Below are 14633 nucleotides of genomic sequence, written 5' to 3'. Positions count from 1 at the left end.
GGTCAGTTCGCCGCCGCGGTCTGCGCGGCGCCGATGGATGCGGTGACATTGGTGACGAGCGACTTGACCGATTGGGCCGTCGCATCGAAGACGGGAGCGGGATAGACGCCGAAGAAGATGACCAGCACGACCAGCGGGTAGATGATCGCCTTCTCGCGCGCCGACAGGTCGAGCAGCCCCTTCAGGCTGTCCTTGGTCAGCGCGCCGAAGATCACCCGGCGGTAGAGCCAGAGCGCGTAGGCCGCCGACAGGATGACGCCGGTGGCGGCGAAGAATGCCACCCAGGTGTTGACCCGGAACACGCCGAGCATGGTCAGGAACTCGCCGACGAAGCCTGACGTGCCCGGCAGGCCGACATTGGCCATGGTGAAGACCATGAACACGGTGGCGTATTTCGGCATGTTGTTGACCAGGCCGCCATAGGCCGCGATCTCACGCGTATGCATGCGGTCGTAGATGACGCCGACGCACAGGAACAGCGCGCCGGAGACGAGGCCGTGGCTGAGCATCTGGAAGATCGCGCCCTGCACGCCTTCCTGGTTCATGGCGAAGATGCCCATGGTGACGAAGCCCATATGGGCGACAGACGAATAGGCGATCAGCTTCTTCATATCCTCCTGCATCAGCGCCACCAGCGAGGTGTAGATGATGGCGACGACCGACAGCGTGAACACCAGCGGCGCGAACATTTCGGACGCCAACGGGAACATCGGCAGCGAGAAGCGCAGGAAGCCGTACCCGCCCATCTTCAGGAGGATGGCAGCCAGGATCACGGAGCCGGCTGTCGGCGCCTCGACGTGGGCGTCCGGCAGCCAGGTATGGACCGGCCACATCGGCATCTTCACCGCGAAGGAGGCGAAGAAAGCGAGCCATAGCCATGTCTGCATGTTGGCCGGGAAGCTGTGCGTCAACAGCGTCGGGATGTCGGTCGTGCCGGACTGATAGAACATCGCCATGATGGCAAGCAGCATCAGCACCGAACCGGCAAGCGTATAGAGGAAGAACTTGAACGAGGCATAGACGCGCCGCTTGCCGCCCCAGACGCCGATGATGATGAACATCGGGATCAGGCCGGCTTCGAAGAAAACGTAGAACAGCACGATGTCCAGTGCGCAGAACACGCCGATCATCAGCGTCTCGAGCAGCAGGAAGGCGATCATGTAGGCCTTGACGCGCTTCTCGATCGCTTCCCACGACGCCAGGATGCAGAGCGGCATCAGGAAGGTCGTCAGGATGACGAACAACATGGAAATGCCGTCGACACCCATATGGTAGGAAATGCCGGAGTCGAGCCAGGCGTATTTCTCGACGAACTGGAAGCCGGCCTGCGAATTGTCGAAGCCGGTCCAGATAAACAGCGAGATGATGAAGGTGAACGTCGTCGTCAACAACGCGATGGCGCGGATGTTGCGGCGCGCGTTTTCGCTGTCATCCCTGATGAACAGGATCAGCAGCACACCCACCAGCGGCAGGAAGGTGACCAGCGAGAGAAGATTGGACCAGGCGGTCATCAGAGCATCATCCAGGTGACGAGTGCGGCAACGCCGATCAGCATGGCGAAGGCATAGTGATAGAGGTAGCCGGTCTGCAGCTTGACCACGCGGTTGGTAACATCGACGACGCGCGCCGAAATGCCGTCCGGCCCGAGCCCGTCGATAATGGTGCCGTCACCGGTCTTCCACAGGAAATGGCCGAGGCGCTTGGCCGGGCCAACGAACAGGAAGTCGTAAAGCTCGTCGAAATACCACTTGTTGAGCAGGAAGGCGTAGAGCCCGCGATTCTGCTTCGCAAGGGTCACCGGCATTTCCGGCGAGCGGATGTAGAACTTCCAGGCCAGCGCGAAGCCGATCAGCATGGCGATGAACGGCGACAGCTCGACCCACAGCGGCAGTTCTTCGATGTCGTGCAGGATGTGGTTGTCCGGCAGTGTGAACAGCGACGCCTTCCAGAACTCGGCATAGCCTTCGCCGATAAACGAATTGTGGAAGATGATGCCGGCAAACAGCGCCCCGGCGGCCAGGATGAACAGCGGCACCAGCATCACCGGCGGCGATTCATGCACATGATGCATCACCTCATGGCTCGCCCGCGGCTCGCCGTGGAAGGTCATGAAGATCAGCCGCCAGGAATAGAAGGAGGTGAAGCAGGCGGCGATGACCAGCAGGATGAAGGCAAAGCCGGCGACCGAGTTATGTCCGGCAAAGGCGCTTTCGATGATCGCGTCCTTGGAGAAGAAGCCGGCGGTGCCGATGACGGTCACCGGAATGCCGACGCCTGTCAGCGCCAGCGTGCCGATCACCATCATCCAGTAGGTGGTCGGGATAAGCTTCCGTAGGCCACCCATCTTGCGCATGTCCTGCTCATCGGAGACGGCATGGATGACCGAGCCCGAGCCGAGGAACAGCAGCGCCTTGAAGAAGGCGTGCGTGAACAGATGGAAGATCGCCGCGCCATAGGCGCCGACGCCGAGCGCCACGAACATGTAGCCGAGCTGCGAGCAGGTCGAATAGGCGATGACGCGTTTGATGTCGTTTTGCACGAGACCGACGGTCGCCGCGAAGAAGGCGGTGAAGGCACCGATGAAGGTGACAACTGTCAGCGCCGAATGCGACAATTCGAACAGCGGCGACAGCCGTGCCAGCATGAACACGCCCGCCGTCACCATGGTGGCGGCATGGATGAGCGCCGAGACCGGCGTCGGGCCTTCCATGGCGTCCGGCAGCCAGGTGTGCAGCGGCACCTGCGCCGACTTGCCCATGGCACCCATGAACAGCAACAGGCACACGACGGTCATCGCCGTCTGCTTGTCCAGCGCATGGCCAAGGAAGGTCAGCACGGCCGCCCCTTGCGGCGCGCCTTCGGCCGGAATGAACGTCGCCGCGTTGGCGAAGATGGTGCCGAGATTGACCGAGCCGAACAGCACGAACACGCCGAAAATGCCCAGCGCGAAACCGAAATCACCGACACGGTTGACGACGAAGGCCTTGATCGCCGCGGCATTGGCCGACGGCTTCTTGTACCAGAAGCCGATCAGCAGGTAGGACGCCAGACCCACGCCTTCCCAGCCGAAGAACATCTGCACCAGATTGTCGGCGGTCACCAGCATCAGCATGGCGAAGGTGAACAGCGACAGATAGGCGAAGAAGCGCGGCCGGTTCGGATCGTGGTGCATGTAGCCGATCGAATAGATGTGGACCAGCGCCGAGACGGTGTTGACCACCACCAGCATCACCACCGTCAGCGTATCGATCCGCAATGCCCAGGAGACGTCCAGCCCGCCGGACTGGATCCAGTGCAGCACCGGCACGGTAAACACCTCGCCATGGCCGAAGCCGACGCTGAAGAAAGCAACCCACGACAGCACAGCCGAAAACACCAGGAAGCCGGAGGTGATGTATTCGGACGCCTTGGCGCCGAGCGACGTGCCGAACAGGCCGACGATCAGGAAGCCGAGCAGTGGAAGGAAGACGATGGCCTGATACATGGTGGTTCCGTCAACCCTTCATCTGGTTCACGTCTTCGACCGCGATCGAGCCGCGGTTGCGGAAGAAGACGACGAGAATGGCAAGTCCGATGGCAGCCTCGGCGGCAGCGACCGTCAGCACGAACAGCGCGAACACCTGGCCGACGAGGTCATGCAGCGCCGCCGAAAAGGCGACGAAATTGATGTTGACCGCGAGCAGGATGAGCTCGACCGACATCAGGATGACGATGATGTTCCTGCGGTTCAGGAAGATGCCGAACACGCCGAGCGTGAACAGGATCGCCGATACGGTCAGATAATGCGCGATGCCGACGACCATCTCAGACTCCTTCGCCCGACTTGACCTTGCGGATTTCCATGCCGGTGGCCGGCGTGCGGCCGACCTGGGCTGCGATCGACTGCCGCTTGACCCCTTCCTTGTGGCGCAGCGTCAGCACGATGGCGCCGATCATGGCGACCAGCAGGATGAGGCCCGAAATCTGGAAGTAGTAGAGGTAGTCGGTATAGAGGATGTCGCCGAGTGCGGCCGTGTTCGAGCGCGCGGCGAGATCGGGAATAGGCTTCGAAACCGTCGCGGCCAGCTTCGGTGCGAATGTGTAGCCGCCCAGCACCACGATCAGCTCCGCCGCCAGGATCAGCCCGACCAGCGCGCCGATCGGCGCGTATTGCAGGGCGCCTTCCTTCATCTCGGCGAAATCGACGTCGAGCATCATGACGACGAACAGGAACAGCACCATGACCGCGCCGACATAGACGACGAGCAGGATCATCGCCAGGAACTCGGCGCCGGTCAGCATGAACAGGCCGGCGGCGTTGAAGAAGGTCAGGATCAGGAACAGCACCGAATGCACGGGGTTGCGCGACGAAATGACCATGAACGCCGACGCCACGGCGACAAAGGCGAAGAGGTAGAAGAAGGCCGCCTCTAGTCCACTCAGCATTGGGGTTCCCCCGGGTTCCTGTCCAAACAGGACGTTCGTCCTGTTTGATTTCTGCGACCGCCTCCGGTCGTCAAGTTGCGTGTTCCTATCGCATGTTCCGATCGGGTTGAAAGACCCGATCGAAAGAAACATGCGACACTCTTTTCATCCGGAGGATGATCTGGTCCGAAAAGTCTGCAACTTTTCGGGGTCATCCTCTGGACGAGGCCCCTCGCCCCGTCCATGCGTCAAATATCAGCGGTACGGCGCATCCAGCGAGATGTTGCGCGCCAGTTCGCGCTCCCACCGGTCGCCATTCGCCAGCAGCTTGTCCTTGTCGTAGTAGAGTTCCTCGCGCGTCTCCGTCGCGAACTCGAAATTCGGCCCCTCCACGATGGCGTCGACCGGGCAGGCTTCCTGGCAGAAGCCACAATAGATGCACTTCACCATGTCGATGTCATAACGCACCGTGCGGCGCGTGCCGTCATTGCGGCGCGGGCCGGCCTCGATGGTGATGGCCTGCGCCGGGCAGATTGCTTCGCACAATTTGCAGGCGATGCAGCGTTCCTCGCCATTGGGATAACGGCGCAGTGCATGCTCGCCCCGGAAGCGCGGGCTGGTAGGCCCCTTCTCGTGCGGATAGTTGATCGTCTCCTTCGGCGCGAAGAACTGGCGCATCGACAGGAAGAAGGCGCTGACGAAATCCTGCAGCAGCAGCGATTTGGCGGCTTGGCCGAGAGCGGACATCACGCAAACCCCGTGATCTTGAGGAAGGCTGCGGTGGCGACCACCATGAACAGCGAGATCGGCAGGAACACTTTCCAGCCCAGCCGCATCAGCTGGTCGTAGCGGTAGCGCGGCACGAAGGCCTTCACCATGGAGATGCCGAAGAACACGAAGCACACCTTCAGCACGAACCAGATGACGCCGGGCACCCAGGTGAAGGGCGCGAAGTCGAAGGGCGGCAGCCAGCCGCCGAGGAACAGGATGGTGGCCAGCGCGCACATCAGGACGATGGCGACATATTCGCCGAGGAAGAACAGCAGGAACGGCGTCGACGAATATTCGACCATGTGGCCGGCGACCAGCTCCGATTCGGCTTCCACCAGATCGAAAGGCGGCCGGTTCGTCTCGGCCAGCGCCGAAATGAAGAAGATGATGAACATCGGGAACAGCGCCAGCCAGTTCCAGTCGAGGAACGTGTTGGGCAGGCCAAGCCGCGTACCAAGCCCACCCTGCTGCGACAGCACGATATCGCTGAGGTTGAGCGAACCGGCGGTGAGCAGCACGGTAACGATGACGAAGCCGATCGAGACTTCGTAGGACACCATCTGCGCCGCCGAACGCAGCGCGCCGAGGAACGGATATTTCGAGTTGGACGCCCAGCCGCCCATGATCACGCCATAGACCTCGAGCGAGGAGATGGCGAAGACATAGAGGATGCCGACATTGACGTTGGCGATCGCCCAACCCTGGTTGACCGGAATGACCGCCCAGGCCGAGATCGCCAGCACCGCCGACACCAGCGGCGCCAGCAGGAAAACGCCCTTGTTGGCGCCGGACGGGATGACCGGTTCCTTGAAGACGAATTTCAACAGATCGGCGAAAGCCTGCAGCGTGCCCCAGGGGCCGACGACATTCGGGCCACGGCGCAACTGCACCGCCGCCCAGATCTTGCGATCGGCGTAGAGGATGTAGGCGACGAAGACCAGCAGCACCACGATCAGCACGACCGACTTCAAGAGGATCAGCAGCGCCGGCAGCACGTAGAAGGAGAAGAAGGTGTCCATGCTTATTCCGCCGCCTGCTTGAGGCCGCTCTTGGCCAGTGCCGAGCATTCCGCCATCACGGCGGACGCCCGCGCGATCGGGTTGGTCAGGTAGAAATCCTTGACCGGCGAGGTGAAGGTGCCCTTGTTCAGCCGCCCGCCAAGCTTCGCCACATTGGCGATATCCTCGGCATTGCCGGCCGCGACCTGATCGATGCGGGCCAGATGCGGGTATTCACCATAGAGCTTCGCGCGCAGCTGCGGCAGCGAGTCGAATGGCAGCTTCTTGCCCAGCACGTCGGACAGGGCGCGCAATATCGCCCAATCCTCGCGGGCATCGCCCGGTGCGAAGCCGGCCCGGTTGGTCTGCTGCACGCGCCCTTCGGTGTTGACGTAGGTGCCAGACTTTTCCGTGTAGGCAGCAGCCGGCAGGATGACGTTGGCGCGGTGTGCGCCCTGGTCGCCATGCGTGCCGATATAGACGACGAAGGCGCCGCCGGTCTTGCCCATGTCGATCTCGTCGGCGCCGAGCAGGAACAGCACGTCCGTCTCGCCCAGCATGCCGGCGACATCCTTGCCGCCCTCGCCCGGCACGAAGCCGAGATCGAGGCCGCCGACTCTGGCCGCCGCATTGTGCAGCACAGCAAAGCCGTTCCAGTCGGCGCGGGCGGCGTTGACAGAAGCAGCGAGCTTCGCCGCCTGGCCAAGCACCGCCGCGCCATCGGCGCGCGCCAGAGCGCCCTGGCCGACGATGATCAGCGGGTGCGTCGCCTTCTTCAGCGTCTGGAAGAACTTGCCATTGCCGTCGGCCAGATCCTTCAGCGAATCCGGTCCGGCGCCCAGCAATTCGTACTCGTAGCGCGTATCGCCGACATCGCCGATGACGCCGACCGGCAGATTGCCGACCCGCCAGCGCTTGCGGATGCGCGCATTGAGCACCGAAGCTTCATAGCGCGGGTTGGCGCCGATGATCAGCACCGCGTCGGCCTGCTCGATGCCTTCGATGGTCGGATTGAAGATGTAGCTGGCGCGGCCGAGCGACGGATCGAGTGCGGCGCCATCCTGGCGGCAGTCGGTGTTCTTCGAACCGAGCGAAGCCATCAGCTGCTTCAGCGCGTAGATTTCTTCCACCGCAGCGAGATCGCCTGATATGGCGCCGATCTTCTCAGGCGCGGCCTTCGACACCGCGTCCTTGATCGCGGCAAACGCCTCGGCCCAACTCGCCGGAACCAGCTTGCCGTCCTTGCGCACATAGGGGCGGTCAAGGCGCTGCGTGCGCAGCCCGTCCCAGATGAAGCGGGTCTTGTCGGAAATCCACTCCTCGTTCACCTGCTCGTTGACGCGCGGCAGGATGCGCATCACTTCGCGACCACGGCTATCGACGCGGATCGCCGAGCCGACAGCGTCCATCACGTCGATGGATTCGGTCTTGGTCAGCTCCCACGGCCGCGCCTGGAAGGCAAACGGCTTGGAGGTCAGCGCACCGACGGGGCAGAGATCGATGACATTGCCCTGCAATTCCGAAGTCATCGCGCTTTCGAGATAGGTGGTGATCTCGGCATCCTCGCCACGGCCGATCAGGCCGAGTTCGGAAATGCCGGCGACTTCCGTGGTGAAGCGGACGCAGCGCGTGCAATGGATGCAGCGGTTCATCACCGTCTTGACCAGCGGGCCGATATACTTGTCTTCGACCGCGCGCTTGTTCTCGTGATAGCGCGAGGAATCGACGCCGAAGGCCATCGCCTGGTCCTGCAGGTCGCACTCGCCACCCTGGTCGCAGATCGGGCAATCCAGCGGATGGTTGATCAGCAGGAACTCCATCACGCCTTCCCGGGCCTTCTTGACCATCGGCGTGTTGGTGAAGATTTCCGGCGGCTCGCCATTGGGGCCGGGGCGCAAGTCGCGCACGCCCATGGCGCAGGAGGCCTGCGGCTTGGGCGGCCCGCCCTTCACCTCGATCAGGCACATGCGGCAATTGCCGGCGATCGACAGCCGCTCATGGAAGCAGAAGCGCGGCACTTCCGCGCCCGCGTCTTCCGCCGCCTGCAGCAGCGTGTAGTGGTCGGGTACAGTGATCTCTTTCCCGTCGACCTTGAGCTTTGCCATATCGCTTCAGACCCCTGCGGATTTCCCGCAATCTCATTTCCCGGGCGCGGCAGACGCAGCGTCCGGCATTTCATTCACTTCTTCACAGCCAGCACAGCCGCCTGGGCGGTCCAGTCGTCGCGGCCGATGCGGCCGTTGAACGACAGATAGTCGTCGACCCAGGCGATCTCCTGAGGTGACCACGCGGCGATCTGGGCATATGTCCAGATACCGAGCCCGTTCAGCACCTTTTCCAGCTTCGGGCCGATGCCCGAAATCGCCTTGAGGTCCGACGGTTTCGCCGGCTTGTCGATAGCCTTGGGCTGGCGGAAATCCTCAGGCAGCAGCACATCGGCGGCCTCGCCCGTTGCCGGAGCGACATTCACCGCCGGCGCCGTGGTGGCGGCTTCCTTGGCAGCGATGTCCGTGACCTCCTGCGCGAAGGACTGCGCCTCGGCAATCAGGGTCTTGGTCGTCGCCCGCGCCTTGATGGACGACGTGTCCTCGAATTGCTCGACGCGCGCCTCGAAATCCTCGATCAGCGGCTGCATCAGGCGCTGCGATGCCTCGGCGGCTCCTGTGAGCGCGCCCAGCCAGACGCCGAAGGCGTGGTTGGCGAGCCCGATGCCAAGCGCCGACATCGCCGCCGCACCCGCGACAGGATGCACGAAAAGGTTGACGGCGCTGGCCATCTCCTTCGGCATCATCCTGGTCAGGTCCTGGTTCATCTTCTCGATCTGGTCCAAATTGGGCATCATTGGGTAGGGTGTCGAATACGCCGCCATAGAGTTCTCCTGGTCGTTTCTTCGTTCGCCCCGCCCCGTTATTCCCAAACTCACAAATTCGTCTATTCGGCCGCCACCATCACCGGTTCGGCCCGGTGCGCGTTGCGCGAAAACTCGTCGATGCGGCGCTCCACCTCGCCACGGAAATGCCGCATCAGGCCCTGGATCGGCCATGCCGCGGCATCGCCCAGCGCGCAGATCGTGTGGCCCTCGACCTGCTTGGTGACGTCGAGCAACATGTCGATCTCGCGCTTCTGCGCCTCGCCGCGCACCAGCCGTTCCATCACCCGCCACATCCAGCCGGTGCCTTCGCGGCACGGCGTGCACTGGCCGCAGCTCTCATGCTTGTAGAAATAGGACAGCCGCGCGATCGCCTTCACGACATCGGTCGACTTGTCCATGACGATGACGGCCGCTGTGCCGAGGCCGGATTTGAGGTCGCGCAACGCGTCGAAATCCATCGGCGTGTCGATGATCTGCTCTGCCGGCACCAGCGGCACCGAGGCGCCGCCCGGAATGACCGCGAGCAGATTGTCCCAGCCGCCGCGGATGCCGCCGCAATGCGTCTCGATCAGTTCGCGGAACGGGATCGACATCGCCTCTTCGACGGTGCACGGGTTGTTGACGTGGCCCGACACGCAGAACAGCTTGGTGCCGACATTGTTGGGCCGGCCGAAGGACGAGAACCAGGCCGCGCCACGGCGCAGGATGGTCGGCGCCACCGCGATCGACTCGACATTGTTCACGGTTGTCGGACAACCGTACAGCCCAACATTGGCCGGGAATGGTGGCTTCAGCCTGGGCTGGCCCTTCTTGCCTTCGAGGCTCTCCAGCAGCGCCGTCTCCTCGCCGCAAATATAGGCGCCGGCGCCATGATGCATGTAGACGTCGAAATCGTAGCCTGACGTGTTGCCCTTGCCGATCAGTTTGGCCTCATAGGCCTCCTCGATGGCGCGCTGCAGCGCCTCGCGCTCGCGGATGAATTCGCCGCGTACGTAGATGTAGGCGGCAACCGCGCCCATGGCGAAACCGGCGAGCAAGGCGCCCTCGACCAGCGTGTGCGGATCGTTGCGCAGGATGTCGCGGTCCTTGCAGGTGCCGGGTTCGGATTCGTCGGCATTGATGACCAGATAGCTCGGCCGGCCGTCGCTCTGCTTGGGCATGAACGACCATTTGAGGCCGGTCGGGAAGCCGGCGCCGCCACGGCCGCGCAGGCCCGACGCCTTCATCTCGTTGACGATCCATTCGCGCCCCTTGGCGACGATGCCGGGCGTGTTGTCCCAGGCGCCGCGCGCCATCGCGCCAGCCAGCGACTTGTCGAAGAGGCCGTAGATGTTGGTGAAGATGCGGTCTTTGTCCTGAAGCATTTTTCGTCCCTCAGACCGGCTTCTTGCCGAAAACGCGGATGTATTCGGCGACACCGCCCTTGGCGAGCGCCTTGGCCTGCTTGACCCAGTCGTCACGGTCGATACGGCCGTGGAAGGAGAGATAGCCATCCACCCAATCGCGCTCGGCCTTCTTCCAGGAAGCGACCTGCGCGAAGGTGAAAATACCCAGCGTATGCAGGACGCCCTCGATCTTCGGGCCGACGCCGGAGATGAGCTTGAGATCGTCGACCGCGGCCGGCCTGTCGATGCCGGCCGGACGGTTCTTGTCCTCCAGCGACGGTTTCGCCGGCTTTGCGGCCGGCGCCTTGGTTTCCGGCGCCTTGAAGGCAGTGGCCGGTTCAGCCTTTGCCGTCGGCCCGTTGCGCTGCTTGGAGACCTTCTCGACTTCCGGCGCTGCCATGTTGGCGTTGGCGGCCGAATGCAGCGGCGCCGAAACGCTCGCCGCCTTCTCCGCCGCCGGCGCCACCTTGGTCTTTGACGGTGTCTTCAACGCCGGGCTGGTTTCAGGCGCATCGGTCTTCGGCTTGCTGGCATTGGACGGTGCGACGGGAGCGGCAGCGGGTGCCGGAACGGGCGCGGCAATGATCGCGCCGGGTGCCGCCTTGGCGGCCTTTGCAGCCTCCCTGGCCTCCCTGTCACGGGTCGACTTGAGGATCGCCTTTTCGCTCTTCAGCGTCGTCAGGCCGGAGGCCGGCTCCGAGCCGGTACGACCGTTCTGCGGTCCCGGCGCCACCGAGGCGCCCTTGCCCGCGTCATAGAGATCGATGATTTCGGCCAGCCGTTCTGGCGTCAGATCCTCGAACGTATCCTTGAACACCATGACCATCGGCGCGTTGACGCAGGCGCCGAGGCACTCGACCTCTTCCCACGACAAGGTGCCCTTGTCGTTGGTGTGGAACTGGTCGTGATGGATTTTCGAACGGCAGACATCCATCAGCGCTTCCGAGCCGCGCAGCATGCAGGGCGTGGTGCCGCAGACCTGGATGTGGGCGCGGGTGCCGACGGGATTGAGCTGGTACTGCGTGTAGAAAGTAGCGACCTCGAGCCCGCGAATCCTGGGCATGCCGAGCATGTCGGAAATCGTCTCGATCGCCGCCTTGGTGACCCAGCCTTCCTGCTCCTGCGCGATCATCAGCAAGGGAATGATCGCCGACTGCTCGCGGCCTTTCGGGTACTTCTTGATCCATTGCTTCGCCGCTGCCGCGTTCGCCCTGTTGAAGGCGAAGGAGGCTGGCTGGACGCTGGCTTCTGCGAGACGGCGGACTGACATTTAGCGATCGACCTCACCAAACACGATGTCGAGGGAGCCAAGAACGGCGGTGACGTCGGCCAGCATGTGGCCGCGGCAGAGGAAATCCATGGCTTGCAGATGCGCAAAACCAGGCGCGCGCAGCTTGCAGCGGTAGGGCTTGTTGGTGCCGTCAGAGACGAGATAGACGCCGAACTCGCCCTTCGGCGCCTCGACGGCCGCATAGACCTCGCCGGCCGGCACGCGATAGCCCTCGGTGTAGAGCTTGAAGTGATGGATCAGCGCTTCCATCGACCGCTTCATTGCCTGGCGCTTCGGCGGCACGACCTTGCCGTCCAAGTTCGATACCGGGCCGGTGCTTTCCTTGCCGAGCAAGAGATCGACGCACTGGCGCATGATCCGGGCCGACTGGCGCATCTCTTCCATGCGCACGAGGTAACGGTCGTAGCAGTCACCGTTCTTGCCGATCGGAATATCGAAATCCATTTCCGAATAGCATTCATAGGGTTGCGACTTGCGCAGGTCCCATGGCGCGCCCGAACCGCGCACCATGACGCCGGAAAAGCCCCAGGCCCAGGCGTCGGCCAGCGAAACAATGCCGATATCGACATTGCGCTGCTTGAAGATGCGGTTGCCGGTCAGAAGACGATCGAGGTCGTCGATCGACTTCAGGAACGGGTCGATCCACTTGCCGATGTCCTCGACCAGCTGGCGCGGCAGGTCCTGGTGGACGCCGCCGGGCCGGAAATAGGCGGCATGCATGCGCGAGCCGGAGGCGCGCTCATAAAACACCATCAGCTTTTCGCGCTCGACGAAGCCCCACAGCGGCGGCGTCAGCGCGCCGACGTCCATAGCCTGCGTCGTCACATTGAGGATGTGCGACATGATGCGGCCGATCTCGCAATAAAGCACGCGGATCAGCTGGCCGCGCCTCGGCACCTCGATACCGAGCAGGCGCTCGGCGGCGAGTGCAAAGGCATGCTCCTGGTTCATCGGCGCGCAATAATCGAGCCGATCGAGATAAGGCACCGCCTGCAAATAGGTCTTGGCCTCGATCAGCTTCTCGGTGCCGCGATGCAGCAGGCCGATATGCGGATCGACGCGATCGACGACTTCGCCGTCAAGCTCCAGCACGAGGCGCAAAACGCCATGCGCCGCAGGGTGTTGCGGCCCGAAATTGATGTTGAAATTGCGGACGGAGGTTTCAGCCATTCTGGCGCCTCAATTCGTCTTGGCTTTTTCGTCCCCGGGCAGCACATAGTCCGTGCCTTCCCAAGGGGAAAGAAAATCGAAATTGCGGAATTCCTGCTTGAGTTCCACCGGCTCGTAGATGACGCGCTTGGCTTCGTCGTCGTAACGCACCTCGACGAAGCCGGTCAGCGGGAAATCCTTGCGCAGCGGGTGGCCTTCGAAACCGTAATCGGTCAGCAGGCGACGCAGATCCGGATGGCCCGAAAACAGCACGCCATAGAGATCGTAGGTCTCGCGCTCGAACCAGTCGGCGCCCGGGAAAACGCCGGTGATGGACGGCACCATCGTCTCTTCGTCGGCCTGCACTTTCACGCGAATGCGCACATTCTGCTTCGGCGAAAGCAGATGGTAGACAACGTCGAAGCGCTTGGCGCGCGACGGATAATCGGCGCCGCAGACATCGATGATCGAGATGAACTGGCAGCGCGCATCGTCGCGCAGAAACGTCACCACTTCGATGAGGTTGCCCGGCTCGACATGGATGGTGAGCTCGCCATAGGCAATGTCAGCGTCATTGACGCGACCGATCAGCTTTTCGCCGAGATAGGTCGACAGTTCGCTAAGGGATGCGGCCATGGATTTACCGTTCGATCGTGCCGGTGCGGCGGATTTTCTTCTGCAGGAGAAGAATGCCGTAGAGCAAAGCTTCGGCGCTCGGCGGGCAGCCGGGCACATAGATGTCGACTGGCACGACGCGGTCGCAGCCGCGCACCACCGAATAGGAATAGTGGTAATAGCCGCCGCCATTGGCGCACGAGCCCATCGAGATGACGTAGCGCGGCTCCGGCATCTGGTCGTAGACCTTGCGCAACGCCGGCGCCATCTTGTTGGTCAGCGTGCCGGCGACGATCATGATGTCGGACTGACGCGGCGAGGCGCGCGGCGCCACACCGAAGCGCTCCGAATCGTAGCGCGGCATCGAGGTGTGAATCATCTCGACGGCGCAGCACGCCAGACCGAAAGTCATAAACATCAGCGAGCCGCTGCGCGCCCAGGTGATCAGCGCCTCCGTCGAGGTGACCAGGAAACCCTTGTCGGCAAGCTCATTGTTGATTTCAAGGAAGAAGGGATCGTCCTCCCCCACCGGCCTCCCAGTGTTGGGATCGATAATGCCCTTCGGCTTCGGCGCGACGAGGGTGCCTGAACTGTCGTTCAATCCCATTCCAGCGCTCCTTTTTTCCATTCATAGGCAAAGCCGATGGTCAGCACTGCCAAAAACACCATCATCGACCAGAAACCCAGCATGCCGATCTTCGTGAAGGACACCGCCCAGGGAAACAGGAAGGCCACTTCGAGGTCGAAGATGATGAACAGGATCGACACCAGGTAGAAGCGGATGTCGAATTTCATGCGGGCGTCGTCGAACGAATTGAAACCGCACTCGTAGGCGGAAAGCTTTTCGGGATCGGGATTGCGGTAGGCCACCAGGAACGGAGCGGCCAGCAGCGCCAGGCCGACGACCAGCGCCACGCCGATGAACAGGACGATGGGCAGGTACGAACTGAGGAGTGCGTTCATGCAGCGGCTTTCCGTTGGCGCCAATCCACTTTGATTACAGCACCGGACCTTAATGCGGAAGCGTGACAGATTAACCGCTGAACCGTTTTAAGGGGCCTATGCTGCAACGCGGCGAGGGTTAGCGCAGCACTTCCAGCGAAGCAAGTCAAACCTTGTTCAAAAGCCCGACCTGGACGGCATATCCG

The 14633-nt window shown here is 62.6% G+C and carries 14 protein-coding genes; all 14 read right to left on the bottom strand.

Annotation, left to right across the window (positions count from 1 at the left end):
- Positions 1-2 precede the first annotated feature (2 nt).
- On the bottom strand, positions 3-1511 hold the full coding sequence (locus JN279_RS19485) for an NADH-quinone oxidoreductase subunit M (protein ID WP_202350003.1): 1509 nt from the start codon (positions 1509-1511) through the stop codon (positions 3-5).
- Positions 1511-3484, bottom strand: coding sequence for an NADH-quinone oxidoreductase subunit L (nuoL, locus tag JN279_RS19480; RefSeq protein WP_202350002.1), 1974 nt, complete (start codon positions 3482-3484; stop codon positions 1511-1513). Before nuoL ends, JN279_RS19485 begins: the two co-directional genes overlap by 1 nt.
- A gap of 10 nt (positions 3485-3494) precedes the next feature.
- Positions 3495-3803: an NADH-quinone oxidoreductase subunit NuoK gene (gene nuoK / locus JN279_RS19475; RefSeq protein ID WP_095809415.1), complete on the bottom strand. Its 309-nt coding sequence runs from the start codon at positions 3801-3803 to the stop codon at positions 3495-3497.
- 1 nt (position 3804) lies between these two features.
- Complete coding sequence (locus JN279_RS19470; protein ID WP_095204088.1) at positions 3805-4425, bottom strand: NADH-quinone oxidoreductase subunit J; 621 nt, start codon at positions 4423-4425, stop codon at positions 3805-3807.
- Between the two features lie 234 nt (positions 4426-4659).
- A complete protein-coding gene (nuoI, locus tag JN279_RS19465; protein WP_096447170.1) occupies positions 4660-5151 on the bottom strand; it encodes an NADH-quinone oxidoreductase subunit NuoI in 492 nt (163 codons plus the stop codon).
- On the bottom strand, positions 5151-6194 hold the full coding sequence (gene nuoH / locus JN279_RS19460) for an NADH-quinone oxidoreductase subunit NuoH (protein ID WP_064988281.1): 1044 nt from the start codon (positions 6192-6194) through the stop codon (positions 5151-5153). The genes nuoI and nuoH overlap by 1 nt, the downstream gene beginning before the upstream one ends.
- A gap of 2 nt (positions 6195-6196) precedes the next feature.
- Positions 6197-8278: an NADH-quinone oxidoreductase subunit NuoG gene (gene nuoG / locus JN279_RS19455; protein WP_096447172.1), complete on the bottom strand. Its 2082-nt coding sequence runs from the start codon at positions 8276-8278 to the stop codon at positions 6197-6199.
- 74 nt (positions 8279-8352) lie between these two features.
- Positions 8353-9042: an NADH-ubiquinone dehydrogenase gene (locus JN279_RS19450; protein WP_096447174.1), complete on the bottom strand. Its 690-nt coding sequence runs from the start codon at positions 9040-9042 to the stop codon at positions 8353-8355.
- Positions 9043-9104: 62 nt separating this feature from the next.
- Positions 9105-10409: an NADH-quinone oxidoreductase subunit NuoF gene (nuoF, locus tag JN279_RS19445; RefSeq protein WP_095204093.1), complete on the bottom strand. Its 1305-nt coding sequence runs from the start codon at positions 10407-10409 to the stop codon at positions 9105-9107.
- Positions 10410-10419: 10 nt separating this feature from the next.
- Positions 10420-11700 carry an NADH-quinone oxidoreductase subunit E gene (locus JN279_RS19440; RefSeq protein ID WP_096447176.1) on the bottom strand — a complete coding sequence of 427 codons (1281 nt, stop codon included), beginning with the start codon at positions 11698-11700 and terminating at the stop codon, positions 10420-10422.
- Positions 11701-12891 carry an NADH-quinone oxidoreductase subunit D gene (locus tag JN279_RS19435; RefSeq protein WP_096447178.1) on the bottom strand — a complete coding sequence of 397 codons (1191 nt, stop codon included), beginning with the start codon at positions 12889-12891 and terminating at the stop codon, positions 11701-11703.
- A 9-nt stretch (positions 12892-12900) separates the two neighbouring features.
- Positions 12901-13506: an NADH-quinone oxidoreductase subunit C gene (locus tag JN279_RS19430; RefSeq protein WP_096447180.1), complete on the bottom strand. Its 606-nt coding sequence runs from the start codon at positions 13504-13506 to the stop codon at positions 12901-12903.
- Between the two features lie 4 nt (positions 13507-13510).
- Positions 13511-14092, bottom strand: coding sequence for a NuoB/complex I 20 kDa subunit family protein (locus tag JN279_RS19425; RefSeq protein WP_015317338.1), 582 nt, complete (start codon positions 14090-14092; stop codon positions 13511-13513).
- Entirely contained in the window at positions 14083-14448 is a 366-nt protein-coding gene (locus tag JN279_RS19420) for an NADH-quinone oxidoreductase subunit A (protein ID WP_095204098.1), read from the bottom strand. Before JN279_RS19420 ends, JN279_RS19425 begins: the two co-directional genes overlap by 10 nt.
- Positions 14449-14633 lie beyond the last annotated feature (185 nt).

Source organism: Mesorhizobium sp. 113-1-2, from assembly GCF_016756475.1.
GTDB lineage: Bacteria > Pseudomonadota > Alphaproteobacteria > Rhizobiales > Rhizobiaceae > Mesorhizobium > Mesorhizobium loti_C.
Note: the sequence above shows the minus strand (reverse complement) of the source record. Positions and strands in the feature narration are given on the sequence as shown.